The organism is Enterobacter sp. ECC_219_Taxon_10, from assembly GCF_058354905.1.
In genome coordinates this window covers 2360035-2381311 of the sequence record NZ_CM178005.1, presented here as the reverse complement: position 1 = coordinate 2381311, position 21277 = coordinate 2360035, and the positions used below count along the sequence as shown (strand labels likewise).

21 protein-coding genes are annotated in these 21277 nt (G+C 53.9%); 13 read left to right on the top strand and 8 right to left on the bottom strand.

Going from position 1 to position 21277, the window contains the following annotated elements; all coding sequences use genetic code 11:
• Positions 1 to 504: a hypothetical protein gene (locus AC4ICF_RS11355; protein ID WP_316379107.1), complete on the bottom strand. Its 504-nt coding sequence runs from the start codon at positions 502 to 504 to the stop codon at positions 1 to 3.
• A 139-nt stretch (positions 505 to 643) separates the two neighbouring features.
• Between AC4ICF_RS11355 and AC4ICF_RS11350 the strand changes: the two genes are divergently transcribed.
• The 4 genes from AC4ICF_RS11350 (at position 644) to AC4ICF_RS11335 (ending at position 5722) form a co-directional block, all read left to right on the top strand.
• Entirely contained in the window at positions 644 to 1033 is a 390-nt protein-coding gene (locus AC4ICF_RS11350) for a YdeI family stress tolerance OB fold protein (RefSeq protein ID WP_316379106.1), read from the top strand.
• A gap of 64 nt (positions 1034 to 1097) precedes the next feature.
• Entirely contained in the window at positions 1098 to 1982 is an 885-nt protein-coding gene (locus AC4ICF_RS11345) for an SDR family oxidoreductase (RefSeq protein ID WP_061098262.1), read from the top strand.
• 187 nt (positions 1983 to 2169) lie between these two features.
• On the top strand, positions 2170 to 3093 hold the full coding sequence (locus AC4ICF_RS11340; protein WP_316379105.1) for a LysR substrate-binding domain-containing protein: 924 nt from the start codon (positions 2170 to 2172) through the stop codon (positions 3091 to 3093).
• Positions 3094 to 3340: 247 nt separating this feature from the next.
• Positions 3341 to 5722 carry a glucose/quinate/shikimate family membrane-bound PQQ-dependent dehydrogenase gene (locus tag AC4ICF_RS11335; RefSeq protein ID WP_316379103.1) on the top strand — a complete coding sequence of 794 codons (2382 nt, stop codon included), beginning with the start codon at positions 3341 to 3343 and terminating at the stop codon, positions 5720 to 5722.
• A 117-nt stretch (positions 5723 to 5839) separates the two neighbouring features.
• Here the strand turns inward: AC4ICF_RS11335 and AC4ICF_RS11330 are convergent, their stop codons facing one another.
• From AC4ICF_RS11330 to AC4ICF_RS11320, 3 genes are all read right to left on the bottom strand, one after another.
• Positions 5840 to 7531, bottom strand: a complete 1692-nt coding sequence (locus AC4ICF_RS11330; RefSeq protein ID WP_116340016.1) for a methyl-accepting chemotaxis protein — start codon at positions 7529 to 7531, stop codon at positions 5840 to 5842.
• A 160-nt stretch (positions 7532 to 7691) separates the two neighbouring features.
• Positions 7692 to 8810 carry an S-(hydroxymethyl)glutathione dehydrogenase/class III alcohol dehydrogenase gene (locus tag AC4ICF_RS11325; protein ID WP_166711085.1) on the bottom strand — a complete coding sequence of 373 codons (1119 nt, stop codon included), beginning with the start codon at positions 8808 to 8810 and terminating at the stop codon, positions 7692 to 7694.
• Between the two features lie 31 nt (positions 8811 to 8841).
• On the bottom strand, positions 8842 to 9117 hold the full coding sequence (locus tag AC4ICF_RS11320; protein ID WP_028013093.1) for a metal/formaldehyde-sensitive transcriptional repressor: 276 nt from the start codon (positions 9115 to 9117) through the stop codon (positions 8842 to 8844).
• A gap of 227 nt (positions 9118 to 9344) precedes the next feature.
• Between AC4ICF_RS11320 and AC4ICF_RS11315 the strand changes: the two genes are divergently transcribed.
• From AC4ICF_RS11315 to AC4ICF_RS11295, 5 genes are all read left to right on the top strand, one after another.
• Positions 9345 to 9731 (top strand): hypothetical protein, encoded by a 387-nt coding sequence (locus AC4ICF_RS11315; RefSeq protein WP_116340020.1) that lies wholly within the window; start codon positions 9345 to 9347, stop codon positions 9729 to 9731.
• Positions 9732 to 9907: 176 nt separating this feature from the next.
• Positions 9908 to 10531, top strand: a complete 624-nt coding sequence (locus tag AC4ICF_RS11310; protein WP_116340022.1) for a hypothetical protein — start codon at positions 9908 to 9910, stop codon at positions 10529 to 10531.
• Entirely contained in the window at positions 10528 to 11022 is a 495-nt protein-coding gene (locus AC4ICF_RS11305) for a surface-adhesin E family protein (RefSeq protein WP_233003519.1), read from the top strand. Before AC4ICF_RS11310 ends, AC4ICF_RS11305 begins: the two co-directional genes overlap by 4 nt.
• A gap of 25 nt (positions 11023 to 11047) precedes the next feature.
• Positions 11048 to 11299: a hypothetical protein gene (locus AC4ICF_RS11300; RefSeq protein WP_116340023.1), complete on the top strand. Its 252-nt coding sequence runs from the start codon at positions 11048 to 11050 to the stop codon at positions 11297 to 11299.
• A gap of 260 nt (positions 11300 to 11559) precedes the next feature.
• Complete coding sequence (locus tag AC4ICF_RS11295) at positions 11560 to 12426, top strand: AraC family transcriptional regulator (RefSeq protein WP_166711083.1); 867 nt, start codon at positions 11560 to 11562, stop codon at positions 12424 to 12426.
• A gap of 51 nt (positions 12427 to 12477) precedes the next feature.
• Here AC4ICF_RS11295 and AC4ICF_RS11290 read toward each other — a convergent pair whose 3' ends face one another.
• Entirely contained in the window at positions 12478 to 13407 is a 930-nt protein-coding gene (locus AC4ICF_RS11290) for a LysR family transcriptional regulator (RefSeq protein WP_316379102.1), read from the bottom strand.
• A 90-nt stretch (positions 13408 to 13497) separates the two neighbouring features.
• On the opposite strand from AC4ICF_RS11290, the gene AC4ICF_RS11285 reads away from it, so the two are divergent.
• The 3 genes from AC4ICF_RS11285 to AC4ICF_RS11275 all read left to right on the top strand — a co-directional run bounded on the left by AC4ICF_RS11285 (position 13498) and on the right by AC4ICF_RS11275 (position 15208).
• Positions 13498 to 13974, top strand: a complete 477-nt coding sequence (locus AC4ICF_RS11285) for a GNAT family N-acetyltransferase (RefSeq protein WP_045260478.1) — start codon at positions 13498 to 13500, stop codon at positions 13972 to 13974.
• Positions 13975 to 14147: 173 nt separating this feature from the next.
• A complete protein-coding gene (locus AC4ICF_RS11280; RefSeq protein ID WP_163329285.1) occupies positions 14148 to 14816 on the top strand; it encodes an epoxyqueuosine reductase QueH in 669 nt (222 codons plus the stop codon).
• A 119-nt stretch (positions 14817 to 14935) separates the two neighbouring features.
• Complete coding sequence (locus AC4ICF_RS11275; RefSeq protein WP_047651242.1) at positions 14936 to 15208, top strand: ElaB/YgaM/YqjD family protein; 273 nt, start codon at positions 14936 to 14938, stop codon at positions 15206 to 15208.
• A 25-nt stretch (positions 15209 to 15233) separates the two neighbouring features.
• Here AC4ICF_RS11275 and AC4ICF_RS11270 read toward each other — a convergent pair whose 3' ends face one another.
• Positions 15234 to 16697, bottom strand: coding sequence for an EAL domain-containing protein (locus AC4ICF_RS11270; protein WP_192982419.1), 1464 nt, complete (start codon positions 16695 to 16697; stop codon positions 15234 to 15236).
• Positions 16698 to 16977: 280 nt separating this feature from the next.
• Between AC4ICF_RS11270 and AC4ICF_RS11265 the strand changes: the two genes are divergently transcribed.
• Complete coding sequence (locus AC4ICF_RS11265; RefSeq protein ID WP_116341127.1) at positions 16978 to 17862, top strand: helix-turn-helix domain-containing protein; 885 nt, start codon at positions 16978 to 16980, stop codon at positions 17860 to 17862.
• A gap of 34 nt (positions 17863 to 17896) precedes the next feature.
• Here AC4ICF_RS11265 and AC4ICF_RS11260 read toward each other — a convergent pair whose 3' ends face one another.
• Together AC4ICF_RS11260 and AC4ICF_RS11255 are read right to left on the bottom strand one after the other, a co-directional pair.
• Positions 17897 to 19072, bottom strand: a complete 1176-nt coding sequence (locus tag AC4ICF_RS11260; RefSeq protein WP_316379101.1) for an HlyD family type I secretion periplasmic adaptor subunit — start codon at positions 19070 to 19072, stop codon at positions 17897 to 17899.
• Entirely contained in the window at positions 19069 to 21234 is a 2166-nt protein-coding gene (locus AC4ICF_RS11255; RefSeq protein WP_316379100.1) for a type I secretion system permease/ATPase, read from the bottom strand. The genes AC4ICF_RS11260 and AC4ICF_RS11255 overlap by 4 nt, the downstream gene beginning before the upstream one ends.
• Positions 21235 to 21277: the final 43 nt, after the last annotated feature.

Here is a 21277-nt window from a genome sequence, read left to right as displayed (position 1 = left end):
CTACGGATAAATAAATTGCCAGATATTTATCTCTGACTCGTTGTTGACGCGGATGACGGTGTTCCATTTACCGGCTCTGGAAGGTGTCGTGAAGTATAAAACAGAAAAATTGTCTGATTTTTGCAGGTCGTCATAGACCAAATAGAGGGTTTTTCCATGGCTATACATTTTGTCCGGCTGCGGCCAGACGCTGCCGGGCTCGTACACGTCGCTGCTGTCGCTGGTCAGGCTTAGGGTATAGCTGCCCTCCGTTTTCACCGGGAACGTGAACTGCATTCTTGACTCCGTCTCCCGCCTGCCAAAACGTTCATAGTTTATGCTCAATGAGTTAGCGGAATTGGTTTTGGCCGTCTCGCTCACCATTCCGCTGGAAAAAAGACCGGCAACCGCTGCGATGATAATAACCAGGAGGACCACAAAACCCACCTGTCGAAATGTATATTCGAACCTCAGCAAGCGATAACTCTCATCTATCCCGGGTAACTTTTCATTTTCACGCTTCATGGCCGTCGTCACCGTTTCGTTTATTTAATGATAGTTTTGATTTCAAAAGAGAATGTTTTTAAGACTTATCACATTTGCCACATAAAGGAATAGCAACAATACTTAATATGTCAAGACACTCAAAAATGAAGGATATCAGATGAAATTATCACTTATTTCCGCTTTTTTGATATTTCTGGTTCCAGCCGCATGGGCTGATAATAACGGCGGGTTACAAAAAGGTGAAGCACCGCCGCCACCCCACGCGCTGGACAGCGGATATCGTGGAACCGACGACGCGCGTATTATGACCATCGAACAGGCAACACAAATGCACGATGGTGCGACAATTTCATTGCGCGGTAATCTTATTGACGGTAGCGGCGATAAGTTTGTATTCCAGGATAAAACCGGAAAAATCGACGTTATTATTCCCCAAGCAGTCTTCGACGGCAGAACGGTAAAACCCGATCAGATGATCAGTATCAACGGTTCGCTTGATAAAAAATCATCTCCTGCCGTCGTTCGTGTTGATCGTTTGCAGAAATAATTCAGCGAAGCGTTAACGCTGCAGCTATCCATCAAATCTCACCCCTTGGCTTAAGGAGTCAGCTATGAGTGATACAACACAACGTACGAACGCTTACCCGCAGCCCCCGTTCCCGGAACAGCCGCAAACGCCGCCGGGACTGGCATCCGAAATGCAGCCGGTACCCGACCACGGGGAAACAAGCTACAAAGGACATGGCCGCCTTGCCGGCAAAAAAGCGCTGATTACCGGTGGTGACTCCGGTATCGGTCGCGCGGTCGCTATCGCCTATGCGCGTGAAGGCGCTGACGTTGCGATCAACTATCTGCCTGAAGAAGAGAAAGATGCCGCCGAGGTCATCGATCTGATCAAAGCTGAGGGTCGCAAGGCCATCGCGCTGCCCGGAGACGTCCGGGACGAAACCTTCTGTCAGAATCTGGTCGAAGAAGCCGTGTCGAAACTGGGCGGGCTGGATATTCTGATCAACAACGCAGGCCGTCAGCAGTACCGGGAATCCCTTGAAGAGCTGACCACCGAAGATTTTGACGCGACGTTTAAAACCAACGTTTACGCCCCCTTCTGGATCACCAAGGCGGCTCTGCGCCACCTGAAAGCGTCGTCCGTGATCATTAACACCTCCTCCGTTCAGGCGGTGAAGCCCAGCCCCGTGCTGCTGGACTATGCTCAGACGAAGGCCTGCCTGGCGGTGTTTACCAAATCCTTAGCCAAACAGCTGGGTCCGAAAGGAATTCGCGTTAACGCGGTTGCCCCCGGCCCGTACTGGACGGTATTGCAGTCCAGCGGCGGGCAGCCGATGGAAAAAGTGAAGGAGTTCGGCGGTGATACCCCGCTGGGTCGTCCGGGGCAGCCCGTCGAGATTGCTCCGCTGTACGTTACGCTGGCCTCCGATGAATGTTCCTTTACCTCCGGTCAGGTGTGGTGTTCTGACGGCGGGGACGGCGTGATTTAAAAATGCGTTACCCTTTTCTCCCTTCCTCGCAGTGAGCAATAAATGAACAAGGACGTTCATCACCCGCCTTGCCTGAAAAACATGTTGTAACTCAAACAGATCAAATGTTAAAAATATTTTGCTATCAGGTTATCAAAATTAAACAACTTAACTTGTCACCCGCATCGCTCTGTTTTTAACATCGCCTATGGAAAAAAATGGTCTGTTCAGTCAGCGCATACGCTTGCGCCATTTGCATACATTTGTGGCCGTCGCTCAACAGGGAACGCTGGGGCGTGCGGCTGAAACTCTTAACCTGAGCCAGCCTGCGCTCTCGAAAACCCTCAACGAGCTGGAACAGCTGACCGGCGCCCGGCTATTTGATCGCGGTCGGCTTGGGGCACAGCTGACTCTGGTAGGCGAACAGTTCCTGACGCACGCCGTAAAGGTGCTGGATGCGCTCAACACCGCCGGCCAGTCCCTGCACCGAAAAGAAGAGCTCTCCAGCGAGGTGGTTCGCGTCGGCGCCTTGCCAACCGCGGCGCTGGGGATTCTGCCGCCTGTTATTGGTCAGTTCCACAAGCAGCAGCGCAATACCACTATTCAGGTTGCTACCATGAATAACACCATGCTGCTCGCGGGGCTTAAATCCGGTGAACTGGATCTTGGTATCGGTCGAATGTCCGACCCTGAACTGATGGGCGGCCTCAATTATGAACTGCTGTTTCTGGAATCCCTGAAGCTGGTGGTTCGTCCCGATCACCCCCTGCTTCAGGACACCGTGACGTTAAGCCGGGTGATGGAGTGGCCGGTAGTGGTTTGCCCAAAAGGGACCGTTCCGCGCCAGGCCGCTGAAACTTTGCTGCAGATGCAGGGGTGTACGCTGTCTTCAGGGTGTATCGAAACGCTTTCGGCCTCCCTTTCGCGTCAGCTCACCCTGGATTATGACTACGTCTGGTTCGTGCCTTCCGGTGCGGTAAAAGACGATTTGCGACAGGGGACGCTGACCGCCCTGCCGATCACCTCCCCCGGTGCGGGCGAACCCATCGGCATTCTGACCCGGGTGGATACCCCACTTTCCACGGGCGCACAAACGCTGCTGAGCGCCATTCGCAAATCCATGCCTGTTTGACCTCTTACCCCTCACCCTCTCCCCTTAGGGGAGAGGGAACTGGCCTGTGTGTTAATCAAATAATGCGGAATGATTCATTAACAATTGCGCAAAACAATTTAACAGTTTTATCATAGCCACGAATTCACCAAATGGTTCGCATATCATTTTATAAATACGAATTCACTCGTGTTAATCATTGTGTTCCCCGCATTTTTTATCCAAATGGTACACATCCGGCACGGCGGGGGATTTAAAGGAGACAGAAATGGCATTTGGCAGCGCGCCGCGCGGGGTACCTCGTATTCTGCAGTGGCTTCTTGTCGGACTGATGATGCTCATCGGTCTGGCGGTCGGCGGGTTGGGCTTTAAGCTCGCCACCGTAGGCGGAAGTATTTACTTCCTGATAATGGGCGTGGTGATGGTCGTTGCCGCGCTCCTGATTTTCCTCAATCGCAGCAGCGGGATCCTGCTTTACGGCATCGCGTTTATTGCCTCGCTGTTCTGGGCAGTAAGCGATGCGGGCTGGGATTTCTGGCCGCTCTTCTCTCGCCTGTTCACCTTTGCCGTACTGGCCTTCCTCTGCGCCATCGTCTGGCCTTTCCTGCGTGCTGCGAACCACAGCGCCGCGAACAAGGCGCCCGCTTTTGGCGTCGCGGCCGTGCTCGCGCTGGCGATGCTGGTGAGCCTCGGCTGGATGTTTAAGCCACAAACCCTCGTGGCCGCGAACGAGCCCGTTCCGGTTAAACCCGTCGCACCCGGCGAGCAGCAAAAGAACTGGGAGCACTGGGGCAATACCACCCACGGCGACCGTTTCGCCGCGCTGGACCAGATCAACAAGCAAAACGTCAGCGATCTAAAAGTTGCCTGGGTTGCGCACACCGGCGATATTCCGCAAAGCAACGGCTCCGGCGCGGAAGATCAGAACACGCCGCTGCAGGTTGGCGACACGCTGTATGTCTGTACCCCGTACAGTAAAGTACTGGCGCTGGACGTGGATTCCGGTAAAGAGAAATGGCGTTATGATTCCAAAGCCACCGCCCCTAACTGGCAGCGCTGCCGTGGCCTGGGCTATTTTGAAGATCGCGCAAGCGTGACAACGTCACAAACAGACACATCGCCTGCGGCATGCCCTCGGCGTCTGTTCCTGCCGACCACCGATGCCCGCCTGATTGCCATCAATGCGGATACCGGCAAGGTCTGCGAAGACTTCGGCGACCATGGTACCGTTGATCTGAGCGTCGGCATGGGCGAGATCAAGCCCGGGTATTATCAGCAGACCTCCACGCCGCTTGTGGCCGGCAATGTCGTTGTCGTCGGCGGCCGCGTCGCGGATAACTTCTCCACCGGCGAACCGCCGGGCGTGGTGCGCGCCTACGACGTTCACACTGGTAAACTGGCGTGGGCGTGGGATCCGGGTAATCCGAACCTGACCGGCCTGCCGCCGGAAGGCCAGACCTACACGCGTGGCACGCCGAACGTCTGGTCAGCGATGTCTTACGACGCTAAGCTAAACCTGATCTATCTGCCAACCGGCAACGCCACTCCGGACTTCTGGGCGGGTGAGCGCACCGCGCTGGACGATAAATACAGCTCTTCCATCGTCGCCGTTGACGCCGCCACCGGACAGGTCCGCTGGCATTTCCAGACCACCCACCACGATCTGTGGGACTTTGACCTGCCTTCCCAGCCCCTGCTGTACGACCTGCCGGACGGCAAAGGCGGCACCACACCTGTGCTCGTCCAGACCAGCAAGCAGGGCATGATCTTCATGCTTAACCGCGAAACCGGCAAGCCGGTGGCGAAGGTAGAGGAACGTCCCGTTCCGGCGGGTAACGTTGAAGGTGAACGCTACTCACCGACCCAGCCGTATTCCGTGGGCATGCCGATGATTGGCAACCAGACGCTGACCGAGTCCGACATGTGGGGGGCGACGCCTGTTGACCTGCTGCTGTGCCGCATTCAGTTTAAAGAGATGCGTCATCAGGGCGTCTTCACCCCGCCGGGTCTCGACCGTTCCCTGCAGTTCCCCGGCTCGCTCGGCGGAATGAACTGGGGCAGCGTCTCCGTTGACCCGAACAACAGCCTGATGTTCGTCAACGATATGCGCCTGGGCCTGGCAAACTACATGGTGCCGCGCGCGAACGTGGCGAAAAACGCCAGCGGCATTGAGATGGGGATTGTCCCGATGGACGGTACGCCGTTCGGCGCGATGCGCGAACGTTTTCTGTCGCCGCTGGGCATTCCGTGCCAGAAGCCGCCGTTCGGCACCATGTCGGCCGTTGACCTGAAAACCGGCAAGCTGGTGTGGCAGGTCCCTGTCGGCACGGTGGAAGATACCGGCCCTCTGGGCATTCGCATGCACATGCCAATCCCGATCGGTATGCCGACGCTGGGCGCGTCACTGTCAACCCAGTCCGGTCTGCTGTTCTTCGCCGGCACCCAGGATTTCTACCTGCGCGCGTTTGATACCGCCACCGGGAAAGAGATCTGGAAGGACCGTCTGCCGGTCGGCAGCCAGTCCGGCCCGATGACCTACGTCTCGCCGAAAACCGGTAAGCAGTACATCGTGATTAACGCCGGGGGCGCCCGCCAGTCGCCGGATCGCGGTGATTACGTTATCGCGTACGCGTTACCCGATAAGCAGTAACAAATGAAAAAGGGACCGAAAGGTCCCTTTTTTTTCCCGGTGGCGCTACGCTTACACGGGCCGACAAATACAAGTAAGTCGGGTAAGGCGAAGCCGCCACCCGACAAAACACACGACTCAGAACGTCTCCCAGTTATCCCCCGAAACCGTCGCCGCCGGGCGCAACGGCGCGCTCGTCGCCACTGGCGCTGACGCCACCGCGCGGTTCGGCTTCGCACCGCTCAGACGAAACGCCCCGACCGCCTCGGTCAGACGCGCCCCCTGTTCTTCCAGCGACGCCGCCGCCGCGGAGGCTTCTTCCACCAGCGAGGCGTTCTGCTGGGTCACTTTATCCATCTCCGAAATGGCCTGGCTTACCTGCACGATACCGCGGCTCTGCTCGTCAGATGCGGCGGCAATTTCCAGCATGATGTCGGTCACGCGCTTAACCGCTTCGACGATCTCATTCATGGTGTTGCCTGCGGCAACGACCTCACCGGAACCCTGGTCAATCAGCGACACCGATTCGTTGATCAGGCTTTCGATCTCTTTTGCGGCGTTGGCGCTGCGGCTGGCCAGAGTTCGGACTTCGCTGGCCACCACGGCGAACCCGCGCCCCTGCTCGCCCGCGCGCGCCGCTTCTACCGCCGCGTTAAGCGCCAGGATATTGGTCTGGAAGGCAATACTGTTGATCACCGCGGTAATCTCAGAGATTTTCTTCGAACTGGTCGAAATATTGCCCATGGTTTTCACCACGCCGGAGACCATCTGGCCGCCGCGGCTGGCTTTTCCGGAGGCATCCTCCGCCAGCTTGCTGGCATGATGCGCGTTATCGGCGTTCTGCTTCACCGTCGCGGTCAGTTGCTCCATGCTCGCGGCTGTCTGCTCAATGGCCGCGGCCTGCTGCTCGGTGCGCGAAGAGAGATCGGTGTTACCGGCTGAAATCTCGCTGGTACCCCGGTAGATCTCCTCCGCCCCCTGACGGACGGTGCCGACCGTTGTTTCAAGGGAGTGCTGCATGGTTTGCAGATCGCGCGTCAGGCGGCCAATTTCGCTGCGTCCGGCCACGTCGTCCGGCATCGTCAGGTCGCCTTTGGCGATATTCTCGATACGTTTCGCTGCACGCTGCAGCGGATTAATGACGGTGCGGCGCAGCACAACGAAGGTCATGGCGGTCAGCACCAGCGCCAGCGCAAACGCCCCCACCATAAACATCAGGCCCAGCTGCGTGCGGCTGTGCGCCTGTGCCGTCAGCGCATTGGCGCGGTCGGTACGGATCTTAATCGCCTTCAGCAGAACGGCGTTATAAGCGTCATCCAGCGGGCGGGCGGTTTCATTTTCGTGGTTGATGATCGCCTCGAACATGCCGTTTTTGGCAAATTTGACCATCGGCTGCAGGCCCGCGATATAGGCGTCGTAGCGTGCCTTCAGGTCCGCATCCAGCGCTTCGTCCGCCGGGCTACGCACGGAACGATTCATATAGGCGGTAAAGCTATCCTGGGACTGCTTAATTCGCGTTTCCGCCTCGCGGATGTTCTGCTTCATCGCTTCCATCTCCGCGATACGGCTTGCCGCCCCGGCGTGGATCATATTGATACGCGCGGTTCGCAGATGGTTTGAGCTGTTCGACAGCCCCATACGCACCTGAATTTCAGATGTAACGTCCTGCTGATCGTTATCGGCCTGCAGCAGGAAATACCCCGCCAGCCCTGAGCTCAAGGCAAACAGCAGAATAATGCCACCGAGAATGGAGGAAAACAGCGGAACCAGCCTGATGTGATGCAGGAAGCCCAGCTTGCGCTGCGCCTGCATCGAAGTAGTGTTGTCCATGACCGTCGACTCTCTTGTAGGGAAGATGCGTAAAAACATGCGTGTTAAATAGTCATCGGCACGGTGGGGATTTAGATTACGGCTAAAAACGCCGCACTGGTCACACTTTAGAGAAGATTATTAAAGAAATGCCAGCGGCTAAAAACCGCTGGCAGAAGAGTTACTTGTCGCCGAAATGAATGACGGTGCGGATGGATTTTCCTTCGTGCATCAGATCGAACGCGTCGTTGATCTGCTCCAGCGGCAAACGGTGGGTAATGAACGGGTCGAGCTGAATTTTACCGACCATCGCATCCTCCACCATGCCAGGAAGCTGGGTACGCCCCTTCACGCCGCCAAAGGCGGAGCCGCGCCAGACGCGTCCGGTGACCAGCTGGAATGGACGGGTTTTGATCTCCTGGCCCGCCCCGGCCACGCCGATGATGATGCTCTCGCCCCAGCCTTTATGGCAGCACTCCAGCGCGGAACGCATCACGTTCACGTTGCCGATACACTCGAAGCTGAAGTCAACGCCGCCGTCGGTCATCTCTACGATGACCTCCTGAATCGGTTTCTCGTGATCTTTCGGGTTCACAAAATCGGTCGCGCCCATTTCGCCCGCCAGCTTGAATTTTTCCGGGTTGGTATCGACCGCGATGATACGACCGGCCTTCGCCTGGACTGCGCCCTGAATCACCGCCAGACCAATGCCGCCAAGACCAAACACCGCCACGGTGTCGCCCTCTTTGACTTTTGCCGTGTTATGCACCGCGCCAATGCCAGTGGTTACGCCGCAGCCCAGCAGGCAGACTTTATCCAGCGGCGCCTGAGGGTTCACCTTCGCCAGGGAGATCTCCGCGCAAACGGTGTATTCGCTGAAGGTACTGGTACCCATGTAGTGATAGATTGGCTCACCGTTGTAGGAGAAACGGGTGGTGCCGTCCGGCATCAGCCCTTTCCCCTGGGTGGCGCGAACGGCCTGGCAGAGGTTAGTTTTGCCGGATTTACAAAACTTACACTCGCCGCATTCCGCGGTATACAGCGGGATAACGTGATCGCCAGGCTTCAGGCTGGTCACGCCCTCGCCCACTTCCACCACAATCCCGCCGCCTTCATGACCCAGCACCGCCGGGAAGACGCCTTCCGGGTCGTCACCGGACAGGGTAAATGCATCGGTATGGCACACGCCGGTATGGGTGATTTTGATCAGCACTTCGCCTTTTTTCGGCGGTGCTACGTCGATTTCGACGATTTTCAGCGGCTGGCCGGGGCCAAATGCGACAGCAGCGCGAGATTTCATAATGACGTCCCTTATTGTGAGGTGTGTGGGTTTATTTTAGATAAGAGCGCAGCAAATGGCCGACTTCCGCCATGCGTACGGCTCGCTGATCCGGCGTTGTGTCTCCCGTCACCAGCTCGTCTTTGAGATGAATTTCAACCATTTCGCCCATCAGACCATTGGCAGCGCCGCGCACGGCGGCAATTTGCTGCAGAATGGCCAGACAGGGGTCGCCCGACTCCAGCGCGCGTTCAAGGGCATCAACCTGGCCCCGAATGCGACGGACGCGAGTAAGAATACGTTTTTTATCTTCGGGTGAGTGCGGCATACGCCCTCCTGATACTATAGGGGGGTATTGTATCTTTTAAAGCAACTTTATGTAAACATTAAGTTTTATATGGTTATTAGCCGGTTTCTTAACATGTTAAAAGTTTCGGTACTCAACTCTTATTCTCCCTGCCCTATTCGTGATATTAGATAAAAAGCGAAGAGGTATCTGAAAATGATTTTCTGCTGCCTGAATTAAATACCCGGCGACAGTCAGGGAAAATGAGGATGTGTCAAGATCTGAATACTATTCAGAAAAACGCAAACCATAAACTAGCTAAGCAGGACGTTTTTGTGTTAAATGGTGACATCAATCAGCAGGTGGTCATCGTGAAATTTTTTTGGCTAATTTTAAAACTCATAACAGCATCACTTTATGTGTTCCTGGTAGTTTTTAGTTCTGGATTTGTAGGTTCGAGTACAGCCAATGCAATTAATCTTGAAACACTTAACCTAAACTATGAATTAATTGCAAAGGATTCGGCGGCATACGCAATCTGCGCAACTGGTGCGACATTAGTTGTGCCACCTGTCTTATATTTAATTCAGCATTATGTCTGGCCTGTATTGAAGTTTATCGGCCTGAAGATTCGCTACTTCTTTCATGGATACTAAAACTTCGCAGGTTTTTAAACGAAGGCAATAACCCATCGCTAGACGCTCGATGAGCAGGATTAACTGACTGTAGGTTAGGCATTCAATACGCCTGATAATGTAGTAAAATAAAAAGCGTAAAGTCTCATCCTGATGAGCCGATAAAAACAGGGTCTTTTTTATTATAGGGAAATTACATGCGTAAACTCATCTCCTCCATTGGGCTCATAGCGGGTATGGCTGCAGCCTCACCCGCAGTTCACGCCAGCACGTTGACACAAAGTTTGACCCGTTGCGACTCAACCTTTTTCAGCGAGATTTATCATCAGCGAGCCAAACTCAGCCGCTTAGCCCCCTTAACGCTTAACAAGCATTCGCAGGCCTGGTTCAAAGCCCCTGAAGACGGCAATCGCAACGTCTGGTTTACCCAACCACTGCATGAATTAAATCTGACGGTATCGGGATATTATATACAAACCAGCAATCTCGATGAAATCAATTACGGTAAGTACTATTACTGGGGACTAATTTTCAAAGAGTCACCGGAAGAAGTAATGTCCAAACTCGATCGTTTATCCTGGAAAAAGGCGGGAGACGATTATGTTTCTCAGACGATGATTAAAATCAACCCAAACAGTGACTGGGAAGACAACGCGCAGGCGGTGTCAGGTATTGCTCCGGCAAAAGAAAGTACCGAAAAGCTGTTAATGCTCAGCAAAGGTAAAGACGGGACATTATTGCTCTGTACCGTTCAGGGGAATGTAACGCCTGACATGCTGACGACATTACGACCTGATTTATCCGCAGGGGGTGCGAAATGAAAAAGCTAACATGGCTGGTATTACTTATGCTGACAGGTTGTACCGGGATAGGTAAACCCCTGCTGCAGTCTACGCCCAAGCCACCGGCTGGCGTCATAAAAATTCTTGAAGATCAAAAAGTCACTTCATATATCGATCTTCGGGTGATTTCAACTTATCAGGGTAACGACCACTTGCGCCGCTTTTATTTCATCAATAACTACGCCGAGCAGGAACTCATCATAAAAAATCCTCCCGTCTACGTAGCGAGTTCCCGGGCAATCGACGTGATTAATTGCGACAAAAACGAGCGTGCCATTATGGCGCGAACCTATTTTTCCAAACCGTTCGCGGAAGGCGATGTCATACATGTGTCACAGGATGTGGGGCAATGGGAAAGTTTCCCGAAAGGCTCTCTTTTTGGGATAATAGCTGAAAGCATGTGCAGTATTCCCGTTGAAAAACTCAAGCCAGAGCCGGCGAAAGAAAGTCGCAAACCGTTACTGGATTGATAGAACCTTCACGACCTAAGCTTCTATGGACAAACTAACAACACTCTACATTAAAGCGCGCGCTGGGCTGTCCCCCTACGAAAAAACGCCCGAATCCTTATTGATAAAAATGGCAAAGCAATGTGGTCGCAATGAGATAGCCGCTATCCATATCAGGCTCAAACAGTTCCGCTCAGAGCTTGCGATGGCTGAAGAATGGGACGGTGATGAGCAGGACATGATATGGGAAGCAATTGACGAGCACTGTAAGTTGTTAGGGCTGATCGCTGACAAATAGTCCACCTTTTTCGGAGGACAAATTTAACTTCATCCCTCAGTCCATTCAGCGTTGATAGCGCCGAAAATATTGTAATGCCAGGGGATCAACCTGGCATTCGTGTCCCAGATTCCTTCCCCGCACCTGCGTAATGACGCGGGTTAAAGCCAGAACAATATGGCCCTCACAGGAAAAAACTTTGTCAACGATGAAACTAGTCAGCAAGATCGGTCAGGATTATGTCCATTCGGTGAGGCAAAGTGGGTCATCAGGAGGATGCAATGAACGATGCAATCAAAACGGCCTACCGCGAGCGCTTCACGATGGTGTGCGACTATATCGCCAACCATCTCGATGAACCGCTTACGCTGGAGAAGCTCAGCGCGTTAGCCTGCTGTTCGCCTTATCATTTTCACCGACAGTTTCTGGCATTTAGCGGTCAGCCTCTGTATCGCTATATCCAGTGGCTGCGTCTGCGTCATGCTTCCTGGCGACTGGCGTTTAATCCTCAGGATAAGGTGATTGATATTGCGCTCGATGCCGGGTTCCAGAGCCCTGAATCGTTCAGTCGCGCCTTCAGAAACGCGTTTGGAAAAAGCCCGCGTCAGTTTCGGCAGCAGCCGGACTGGCTGAACTGGCACCAGCGCGTACCGAAAATGACCTTTCAGGAGCAAAAAACGATGGAAGTTAAGATTGTCGATTTCCCACAGACCCAGGTGGCAATGCTGCAGCACCGTGGCAGCCCGGATCGGGTTAATGACAGCGCGGCGAAATTTATTGCCTGGCGTAAAAGCACGGGCCTATCGCCAGTACACGAAAGCAGCACGTTTGGCATTGCCTGGGATGACCCGGCAACCACACCCGCAGACGCCTTTCGTTTCGATATCTGCGGCAGTATCTCGGAACCGATACCAGAGAATGAATTTGGCGTTTCCAGTGGTGAAATTGACGGCGGACGTTACGCTGTTGGCCGTCACACCGGTTCGCTGGATACCATTTCCGCCACGGTGTGGGCAATGTTTCGCGACTGGCTACCGGCCAGCGGCGAAACGCTGCGCGATGCCCCGGTGTTTTTCCATTACCTCAATTTTATTCACGAGGTGCCAGAACATGCGCTGCAAACGGATATCTACCTGCCGTTAAAGTGACTATCCCTTATTGACCGCCATTTCTGCCGGGCGGCACAGCGCTTGCCCGGCCTACAGTCCCCTGCCAGCCTGCGCCAGCGTTTGCAGCTCCTCCTTAAGCCATCGGGTCGCGCCCCGCTGGCCGCTGCGTTTATGCGAGTATATTTTCACTTCAAACGTGTGTATCGAAAACGGTAAAGGAAAAATCCTCAGGTCCGCTGCCGTCGTCAGCTTCTCAGCGGCAAAACGAGGGATCGCCATCAGCAGGTCGCTTTCCGCAACGATAAACGGTGCGCTCAGCATCGACGGCGTTTTGATCGCAATGTGCCGCGTATAGCCCAGTTGCTCAAGCCGTAAATCCAGAACGCCCTGCTTCTCGTTCCACGGCGTCACCACCAGGTGTCGGGCAGCGAGATAATCCTCCAGCGTCAGCCGCGTCCGGCGCGCGTTGCTGATGACCACATACTCATCTTCAAACCAGCCGATCTCCTCCAGTTCCGGATGGCGGATATCATCCGGCGTGCTGAAACCGAGTGCCAGATCCACTTCACCCGCCAGCAGTTCCGTCAGCGCCGGGCTGTGCGGCAGATAGCGCAATTCGAAACGCAGCCCCGGGGCAGCAAGCTGCAGCTTGTGCATCAGGGCGGGAAAAATGCACAGCGCGGTAAAGTCCGTAATCCCAATTTGTACGCTTTCGGTACTGCTGGCCGCGTCAAACTCCGGCTGCGGGGTCAGCTCCTGATTAAGAAATGACAATGCGGAAGCAATGGAAGGCGCGAGCTGAGAAGCATACACGCTGGGGGACATACGATGCCCTTCCCGAAAAAAGAGCGGATCGTTAAGGGTCATGCGCAGACGCGACAGCGCATGGCTTAGCGCCGAGGTGCTCATCGCCAGCTCGTCGGCTGCGAGGCGAACGGAACGGTGGCGGTAAATGGCGTCAAAAATGGGCAGCAGGTTTAAATCAAGACGTCTCAGAGCCGGATGCATAATATTCATCATTTGTTGATTTCATTGCACTTAATTCTTCGGACAATACTCCGTATGCTTAACGCCATCAATCGCGAACCATGCAAAAAAACAGGAAAAACAATGAGCATAACCCTTCGTCAGGCCCGTCCCGAAGATGCCGCGGCCATTTACGCCATGATCTATGAGCTGGCGGTATATGAAAAAGCGCCCGAAGAGGTCGTAACCACGCCGGACGAGATCCGGGAAACCCTCTTTGGTGCGGGCAGTAAAACCGAGGCGTTGATCGCTGAGTTTGACGGCAGGATCGCCGGCTATGCCGTGTTCTTCACCAGCTATTCGACCTGGCTTGGACGCAACGGTATTTATATGGAAGACCTCTATATTTCCCCGGACTATCGCGGTAAAGGCGCGGGCAGAGCGCTGCTGAAACATATCGCGCAGCTCGCGGTAAAACGGCAGTGTGGCCGCCTTGAATGGAGCGTGCTGGACTGGAACCAGCCCGCCATCGATTTTTATCTGAGCATTGGCGCGCTGCCGCAGTCCGAATGGGTGCGCTACCGTCTTGACGGCGAAGCGCTGCTCAAATTTGCCGAATAATGACCACCTGAGCCGTATGTTCCCCTCACCCTAACCCTCTCCCCAGAGGGGCGAGGGGATTGTTCGCTGCTTGCGTTTATTTATGAGGATCCCTCAGCTCATCAGTACAGTCTGAATAGATTAATAACGTGTGCTACAATTCCATAAATTTCATTAACATATTGTAGAGCAACATGAGTACGACTCCTTTCGTCCGCCCGCAACTCACCCTGCCCAACGGCGCTGATAAACTTCTGCTGCACTCCTGCTGCGCCCCCTGCTCCGGTGAAGTAATGGAAGCCATTCAGGCCTCGGGTATTGATTACACCATTTTCTTCTATAACCCCAATATCCATCCGCAAAAGGAATACCTCATCCGCAAGGAGGAGAATATCCGTTTTGCGGAAAAACACGGCGTGCCGTTTGTCGATGCCGATTACGACACCGATAACTGGTTTGAACGCGCGAAAGGCATGGAGTGGGAACCCGAGCGCGGCGTTCGCTGCACCATGTGCTTCGATATGCGTTTCGAGCGCACAGCGCTTTATGCGGCAGAAAATGGTTTTAGCGTTATCAGCAGTTCGCTGGGGATTTCCCGCTGGAAAAATATGCAGCAGATAAACGACTGCGGCCAACGTGCGGCAGCGCGCTATCCGGGGATGGTCTACTGGGACTACAACTGGCGCAAACAGGGCGGCTCATCACGCATGATTGAGATCAGCAAGCGGGAACAGTTTTACCAGCAGGAATATTGCGGCTGCGTGTATTCCCTTCGGGACAGCAACCTGCACCGCAAGTCTCAGGGCCGCCCGCTTATCCGGATTGGAAAACTGTATTACGGCCAGGATGAGAACGAAAAATAACGCTCTCATCTCGTGTAGATATATCCGAAAACAGGTCAATCCCCTCCGAAATTTAGCGTTACGCCTCTCATCTTTTCAAAGAGAGGCTATCCTTTAACTATCAACAAAAGGAGGCAAAAATGTCTGATTTCGGTACTGATAAAAACACCCAGTTTGCTGAAGACAAAGCAAAAAATAAATTTGATGAGCTTGCAGGTTCAGCCCAGCAGCAGTTCGGTGAATTTGTTGATTCACCAAAACACCAGGTAAAAGGCGCTGCGAAAAAATATGCGGCGCAGGCCAGCGATGCCGTCTCTGACGTCACTGAAGCGGTCAGAAATAATCCGCTGACCGGTCTCATCGCAGCGGGTGCCGTCGGTATTGTGCTTGGCTTGTTGCTGGGACGTAAATAATCAAGGCCCTTCGGGGCTTTATTTTTTAGCTGAACAATCTCACCATACGGTCTAACTCCTCCTCTTTCACGGCGCGCGAAAGATAATATCCCTGAAAGTTTTTCACACCCAGCTCAACTAATTTTTCAAATTTCTCTTCACTGTCAACGCCCTCTGCAATGCAAGCCGTTCCGGTCATGTCGCTGTAAATCTGTATCGCTTTAATCAGATTATAATCGTTATCGTTCGCCACAAAATGATCGACGATGTCCCGGTCCAGTTTCAGCCCATCAAAATGCACCTGCCTGACGGGGAACATGGCGTGATGGCTTGAGAAGCAGTCGTCAAGAAACAGTCTGCACCCCGTATTACGCAGATGGCGCATGGTTTCAGGGATATTTTTGTCTTTCGTCACATCAATATCTTCCGCGAATTCAAAGACCAGCTTTTCCGCCCACTGGGGGTTGAGCAGCATGCCGATGGCTTTCCTGGCCATCTCTGGCAGTGCATTCCCGGACGCCAGGCGAGGCGGTATATTCACTGAAAAATAGAACTTACCATTATATTTATTAATCCCGGAAACGGCGGCATGAATCACCAATGCCGTAATTTTTAGCCATACTTCATAATTATCGATATCATTCAAAAAACGGGCGGGCTTGACTATTTTTCCGTTTTTATTCCAGCGAATGAGTATCTCAAACCCCACTCCTTTTTTGTCACAATCGGTAATAATTTGATAAGCGGGGAATATTTCCCTTTTTACCAGCGCATTAAAAACCTCCGCTTCTTTATCCGTGAAGTCCACTCTTTGACTTTGGCTTTTAATCCGCTTTTCCACTTTGAATGTGTGCGGTTCATTCAACCATCGTTTAATATAATGTAATTTCTGCAAACCTTCTTTACGATGGGTATAAACCGTTTTATTAGAAAGCCTCAGTCTGTCGCACATATCTTTTATGGACATGCCGCGATAGAAATTTAATAAAACATCAACCTCTCTTCTTGTCAGCCATTTAAGGTTTTCACGCGACGAGCAATCCAGATAGTAATCGCGTAATAAGCGCGAGCGGTCTCTAAACCCATTATTGTGGGTGTGGAAGCAGGTTATTACATCAGAAACGCTGGCTATACGAATCAGTGATAATTGATAGCTGTTATTTAAAAGGCTACCCAGAGTTCGATAGAGCCAGCTGTCGGGTATATCACCATACAGGGTTACACAACGAATAACAGGAAGTGCATTGAGTACGGAAGCCAGTCGCGTCAGGCTCTCCAGCAGAGTTACCGTACCTTTTCCCAGGAACACTACGATGTGAGCATTCTGATGAATAAGGATATTTTCCTTGTCCAGTTGAGATAGCTCATCTCCATCAAAATGAATATGCGCAGCCTCTATTCCGTACTTTTTGAGCAGCAGGCGATACCCCTGAAACGTAAAACCGCAGGTTGAAATGACAAATCTTTGCTCATTGCTCGCGACATTACTGAGTGAAATTTTATGGGTCATAACCTGCTCCTGGGCACGAAAGCGCCATTATTATTATGAATATGTAAACCAACAGCGGTGTGTATAATAATTTTACAATACACCTCCAGGTTAAGATACTGTTATCAACGCCACGCACCGGAACATCTTTGCGTTAATCACCCTTTTCCACGCACCGATATAAATATATGTTTCTTTTAAAATAACGACCGCAAGCCACTTTTTCTCAGGTATAATGAAAATTCCGAAAAAGAAGGCTGGATACTTCATCTATCGGCTTATCAAATACGAGAAAAATGCTATGGATAATCACATCTCATCCAGGGCCTTGCTACATCGAAGGGATGTTATAAAGAGCAACCCGCGATTTAGTGAGGCAATATTAGAGCACTACACAATCAATGACGCCATCTACAAAAAACAACCTTTGTTCTATAAGACAATGCTTCAGGAATCACGGTTTAACATTATCCTCTCCATGTGTTGTTTTATATTTGGCAATCAGGCCGAATCTGTATCAGAGATTAAAGAGTTATGTTCCCGCTATAAAATAGCCAGCCCCAACAGCGTAATTGCGATCATTACAATACTTCGAACCACGGGGCGCATCAGGACCTGGCGCTGTACGGAAGATCGGCGTAAAACAAGAATTGCCCCAACAGAAAAAGGATTGAATGAACTCAAGCGCTATATGTCCGGTGCATTTTTGCCCGTCAGCACTCTTTACCCGACGTTTAATATTGATGTAAACCTGCTCGATAATGACACGTTGAGAAATAATTTCTTCCGCCGCGCGGCGGAATATCTCTTTCGTGGATTAACGTTCAGAAAAGTTTTACCGGAGGTAGGGTTATTTATAGATAAGGACGGAGGCCGCATGATTATGCTGTATCTTTACCTGCAGGCCATAAAAAACAAATCTGCCCATGGCGCGGTTATTGACTATTCCGCCAGCACGCTCGCGAAAGAATTCTTTGTCTCCCGGATCCACGTCAACCGAATTATCAAATCGGCGCAAGAGGCAGGCTATCTGAAAGATCGCGGTGACGGTCGCCTGTCGGTGTATCCGGCGTTTTTCGAACTGGTCGAAAACTATGCCGGATTATATTTCGCCTACGTCACACATTACATTAACGTGGTGCCGAAGGAGCGACGCCACCCAAACATCGTAACGTCAACGGTATAATGCAGATGGCGTTCGGTATCCCGAACGCCAACCCTTATCTCTCGCGCAGCGCCTCTTTTGCCTTGTTCAGCGGTTTCAGCAGATAATCCAGGATAGTTTTGCTGCCGGTTTTGATATCAACGGTAGCAATCATGCCCGGAAAGACCGGAAAGGCTTTGCCCTGCTTATTGGTCAGATGGTTACTGTCGGTACGGATGTAGACGCGGTAGTAGTAGACATCTCTTTTCACCTCGTCCTGCAACGTGTCCGGTGAAATCATGGTCACCTCGCCCTCCAGCCCGCCGTAAATGGAGTAGTCATAGGCCGTAATTTTCACCAGCGCTTTCTGGCCGGGGTGGATAAACGCAACATCACGCGGCGAGATTTTCGCCTCAACCACCATCTGGTCGTCCAGCGGCACCAGGCTCATCAGCTTGCCGTTCGGAGGGATAACGCCGCCCACGGTCGTAACGTCAATATCCTTCACGATCCCGCGCACCGGCGCGTTGAAGGTCAGCCGGGTCAGGGAGTCCTCACGCCCTTTCATCACCGAACGCTGGGCTTCAATCTCCGCGTTGGCTTTCGCCAGCTCTTCGCGGGCGCGGACGTAATACTGGTTTTTCATCTCGGTAATTTTGTTCTCAAGCTCATTTTTTTGACGCTCAAGACGTAACACCTCAACCTTGCTGGCCGCCCCCTGGGTGACCAGCGGACGGGTCAGCGACAGCTCGCGCTGGACCAGTTCGGCGCCCTGACGTAAGCCGGCCAGCCCTTTTTCAAGGCTCTCGCGACGGGACTGATAAAGCGCCGTTTCCTGTTTAACCAGCTCAACATCATCGTCCAGCTCCTCGGGAAACGCGAGCTCCGTGTCGTTGACTTCGGCCTTCAGACGCGCAGCCGTTGCCAGCGCCGCGTTCAGACGAGACTCGCTCTCCAGCACGCTGGACTCGGTTTTGGTCCGGTCAAGCTGTGCCAGCTGCTGACCGCGTTCCACAATGTCACCTTCGCGCACCATCAGGCTGTGAATAATCCCCCCTTCCAGGGACTGAATCACCTGCTCGTGGGAAGACGGTATCACCTTGCCGCTGCCGGTCGTGACTTCATCCAGCTGGAACAAGCTCGCCCAGGCGATAAACACCGCCATCAGGGCGAACAGCGACCATGCCACCAGTGACGATCGCGGCAGGCGAGGCTCTTTCAGACGGCTGTTAAAACGGGAGAAATCGTTCATGCCACGCCCTCCGTTTTCATGGTAACAGTACGCTGCGCTGCTTTCTGCGGCGCCAGCCCGTGCTGATGCAGGATCGCGTCGCGCGGGCCGTCCATCACCACTTTGCCGTTTTCCAGCACGATGATGCGGTCGACCAGGTCCAGAATCGGCAGGCGATGGGTTGCCACCACCAGCGTCCGGCGCTTGCCCAGCCATTTGTGAAGATGCTGAATAAACTGCTTCTCGCTCATCTCATCCAGCCAGGCGGTAGGCTCATCCAGCAGCAGGATATTAGGGGAAGTGATCAGCGCGCGCGCCAGCAGCAGCGCCTGACGCTGGCCGCCCGACAGGCCAGCCCCGCCTTCGTTGATGATATAGTTCAGCCCCATTTTCTGCTTGCGCACAAACTCCAGCGCGCCGCTGTTGACCAGCGCCTGATGAATTTCATCGTCGGTGGCGAGCGGATTCCCCATCAGGATGTTGTCCCGCACGGAGCCAAAGAACAGCCGGGCCTGCTGGCTAAGCAGCTGCATGTCGCGACGCAGGTCGGCCGGGTCCAGGTGATTGAGAGCAATATCGTCCAGCAGAATGCTCCCCTGCTGCGGCTCCTGCATGCCAGCAAGAAGCTGCAGCAGCGTGCTTTTGCCGGAGCCGTTACGCCCGAGCACCGCCACGCGCTCCCCGGCGCGGATCTGCAGCTTGCTGATGTTGAGCACGGTAAGTTTCTCTTCCTCGTCGTAATAGAACCCGACGTCTTCAAGCGCATAGTCGCCTCGCAGGTGCGCTTTGTGCACCTTCTTGCCGTGTTGCGGATCGTCAATCGGGCGTTGCATCAGGTCGTCCAGCCCCTTGCGGGCCACTTTTGCCGACTGCCAGCGCGAGAGCACGCCTGAAATCTGCGACAGCGGCGCGATGGTGCGCGACGCCAGAATCGAGGTCCCGACCAGCGCGCCGGTGGTCATGTCGCCGCTGATGACCAGGTAGCAGCCCACCAGCAGCACCACCGCATAGACGATGGACTGCACCTCCTGCGTCCAGGTGAGCAGCAGGCCCGTCAGCCAGCGCTGCTTCATGCCGACGCTGGCGGCCACGTCGTTGGTGTTGTTCCACTGGTTCTGGAAACGCTGCTCGGCGCGCATTAGCTTGATGTCTTCAATGCCCTGCACCGCCTCCACCAGCGTGGCGTTACGGATGGCGGATTCGCGCATCCCTTCGCTGGAGAGCTTCCCCAGCGGGCGCTGCACCAGCAGGCCGGGGATGAGCAACAGCGGCACGGCGAGCAGAACCACCAGCACCAGCGGACCGCCAATCATCCACAGAATAAAGACGAACAGCAGGAAAAACGGCAGATCGGAAATCGCCGCAATGGTGGTCGAGGTGATCAGCTCGCGCACCGACTCCAGCTCGCGGATCTGGGCGATAAAGGATCCGGTTGATTTCGAGCGCGCGCCGTTTTTAATCCGCAGCGCGTGGGCAAAAACGCGTTCAGAGATGCGCAGGTCGGCGCGCTTCCCCACCACGTCAGAAATATGCACCCGCAGCATGCGCATGATGAATTCGAACACGATGGCAATCATCACGCCGCCAAACAGCACCCACAACGTGGCTTCCGACTGGGACGGTACCACCCTGTCATAGACCTGCATGGAGAAGACCATGCCGGAGAGCGCCAGCACGTTAGCCACCAGCGCCACCAGCATAATGTCGCTGTAGCGTCGCCAGTCCTTCAGCGCCAGCTGCCAGAACCAGTTTTTCTCATACGGTTTGATGTAGTCGTCCACGCGGGCATCCGGCGTGGATTCGAGGGGGCGCAACACCATCAGCCCCTTTAACCGTGCCCCGAGTTCGTCACGCGTCAGCGTCGTCTCCAGCCCACCGTCGCCGCTGAACTGCAGGCTGACGTTGCCATCGTTGTCCATGCGGTTAATGACCGCGATTTGTCCGCCAGTGAATTCCGCGAGAAGCGGCAGGCGCCATGGATCGAGAGAGACCGCCTCGGCCGCCACCACACGCATCCCCAGCCCAAGCTGGCGCGCCATTTCCTCCAGCACCAGCTGGCGCGGAGACTGGCTTTCATGGTTAATCGTGACCCGAACATGCTCCGCGGAAAAGTCCAGCCGGTAGTGCTTCGCGATGATGAGCATGCCCTGCAGCCAGGGTTCGTACTGTGGATGTGTCTTCATAATGCTACGTCCTGTCCAGGGCGATAATTTCGCCCTGAAATGA

Excerpts from the sequence above, each read along its gene's own strand:
- AC4ICF_RS11355 (WP_316379107.1), bottom strand. The coding sequence starts at position 504 with ATGAAGCGTGAAAATGAAAAGTTACCCGGGATAGATGAGAGTTATCGC.
- AC4ICF_RS11350 (WP_316379106.1), top strand. The coding sequence starts at position 644 with ATGAAATTATCACTTATTTCCGCTTTTTTGATATTTCTGGTTCCAGCC.
- AC4ICF_RS11345 (WP_061098262.1), top strand. The coding sequence starts at position 1,098 with ATGAGTGATACAACACAACGTACGAACGCTTACCCGCAGCCCCCGTTC.
- AC4ICF_RS11340 (WP_316379105.1), top strand. The coding sequence starts at position 2,170 with ATGGAAAAAAATGGTCTGTTCAGTCAGCGCATACGCTTGCGCCATTTG.
- AC4ICF_RS11335 (WP_316379103.1), top strand. The coding sequence starts at position 3,341 with ATGGCATTTGGCAGCGCGCCGCGCGGGGTACCTCGTATTCTGCAGTGG.
- AC4ICF_RS11330 (WP_116340016.1), bottom strand. The coding sequence starts at position 7,531 with ATGGACAACACTACTTCGATGCAGGCGCAGCGCAAGCTGGGCTTCCTG.
- AC4ICF_RS11325 (WP_166711085.1), bottom strand. The coding sequence starts at position 8,810 with ATGAAATCTCGCGCTGCTGTCGCATTTGGCCCCGGCCAGCCGCTGAAA.
- AC4ICF_RS11320 (WP_028013093.1), bottom strand. The coding sequence starts at position 9,117 with ATGCCGCACTCACCCGAAGATAAAAAACGTATTCTTACTCGCGTCCGT.
- AC4ICF_RS11315 (WP_116340020.1), top strand. The coding sequence starts at position 9,345 with ATGTGTCAAGATCTGAATACTATTCAGAAAAACGCAAACCATAAACTA.
- AC4ICF_RS11310 (WP_116340022.1), top strand. The coding sequence starts at position 9,908 with ATGCGTAAACTCATCTCCTCCATTGGGCTCATAGCGGGTATGGCTGCA.
- AC4ICF_RS11305 (WP_233003519.1), top strand. The coding sequence starts at position 10,528 with ATGAAAAAGCTAACATGGCTGGTATTACTTATGCTGACAGGTTGTACC.
- AC4ICF_RS11300 (WP_116340023.1), top strand. The coding sequence starts at position 11,048 with ATGGACAAACTAACAACACTCTACATTAAAGCGCGCGCTGGGCTGTCC.
- AC4ICF_RS11295 (WP_166711083.1), top strand. The coding sequence starts at position 11,560 with ATGAACGATGCAATCAAAACGGCCTACCGCGAGCGCTTCACGATGGTG.
- AC4ICF_RS11290 (WP_316379102.1), bottom strand. The coding sequence starts at position 13,407 with ATGATGAATATTATGCATCCGGCTCTGAGACGTCTTGATTTAAACCTG.
- AC4ICF_RS11285 (WP_045260478.1), top strand. The coding sequence starts at position 13,498 with ATGAGCATAACCCTTCGTCAGGCCCGTCCCGAAGATGCCGCGGCCATT.
- AC4ICF_RS11280 (WP_163329285.1), top strand. The coding sequence starts at position 14,148 with ATGAGTACGACTCCTTTCGTCCGCCCGCAACTCACCCTGCCCAACGGC.
- AC4ICF_RS11275 (WP_047651242.1), top strand. The coding sequence starts at position 14,936 with ATGTCTGATTTCGGTACTGATAAAAACACCCAGTTTGCTGAAGACAAA.
- AC4ICF_RS11270 (WP_192982419.1), bottom strand. The coding sequence starts at position 16,697 with ATGACCCATAAAATTTCACTCAGTAATGTCGCGAGCAATGAGCAAAGA.
- AC4ICF_RS11265 (WP_116341127.1), top strand. The coding sequence starts at position 16,978 with ATGGATAATCACATCTCATCCAGGGCCTTGCTACATCGAAGGGATGTT.
- AC4ICF_RS11260 (WP_316379101.1), bottom strand. The coding sequence starts at position 19,072 with ATGAACGATTTCTCCCGTTTTAACAGCCGTCTGAAAGAGCCTCGCCTG.
- AC4ICF_RS11255 (WP_316379100.1), bottom strand. The coding sequence starts at position 21,234 with ATGAAGACACATCCACAGTACGAACCCTGGCTGCAGGGCATGCTCATC.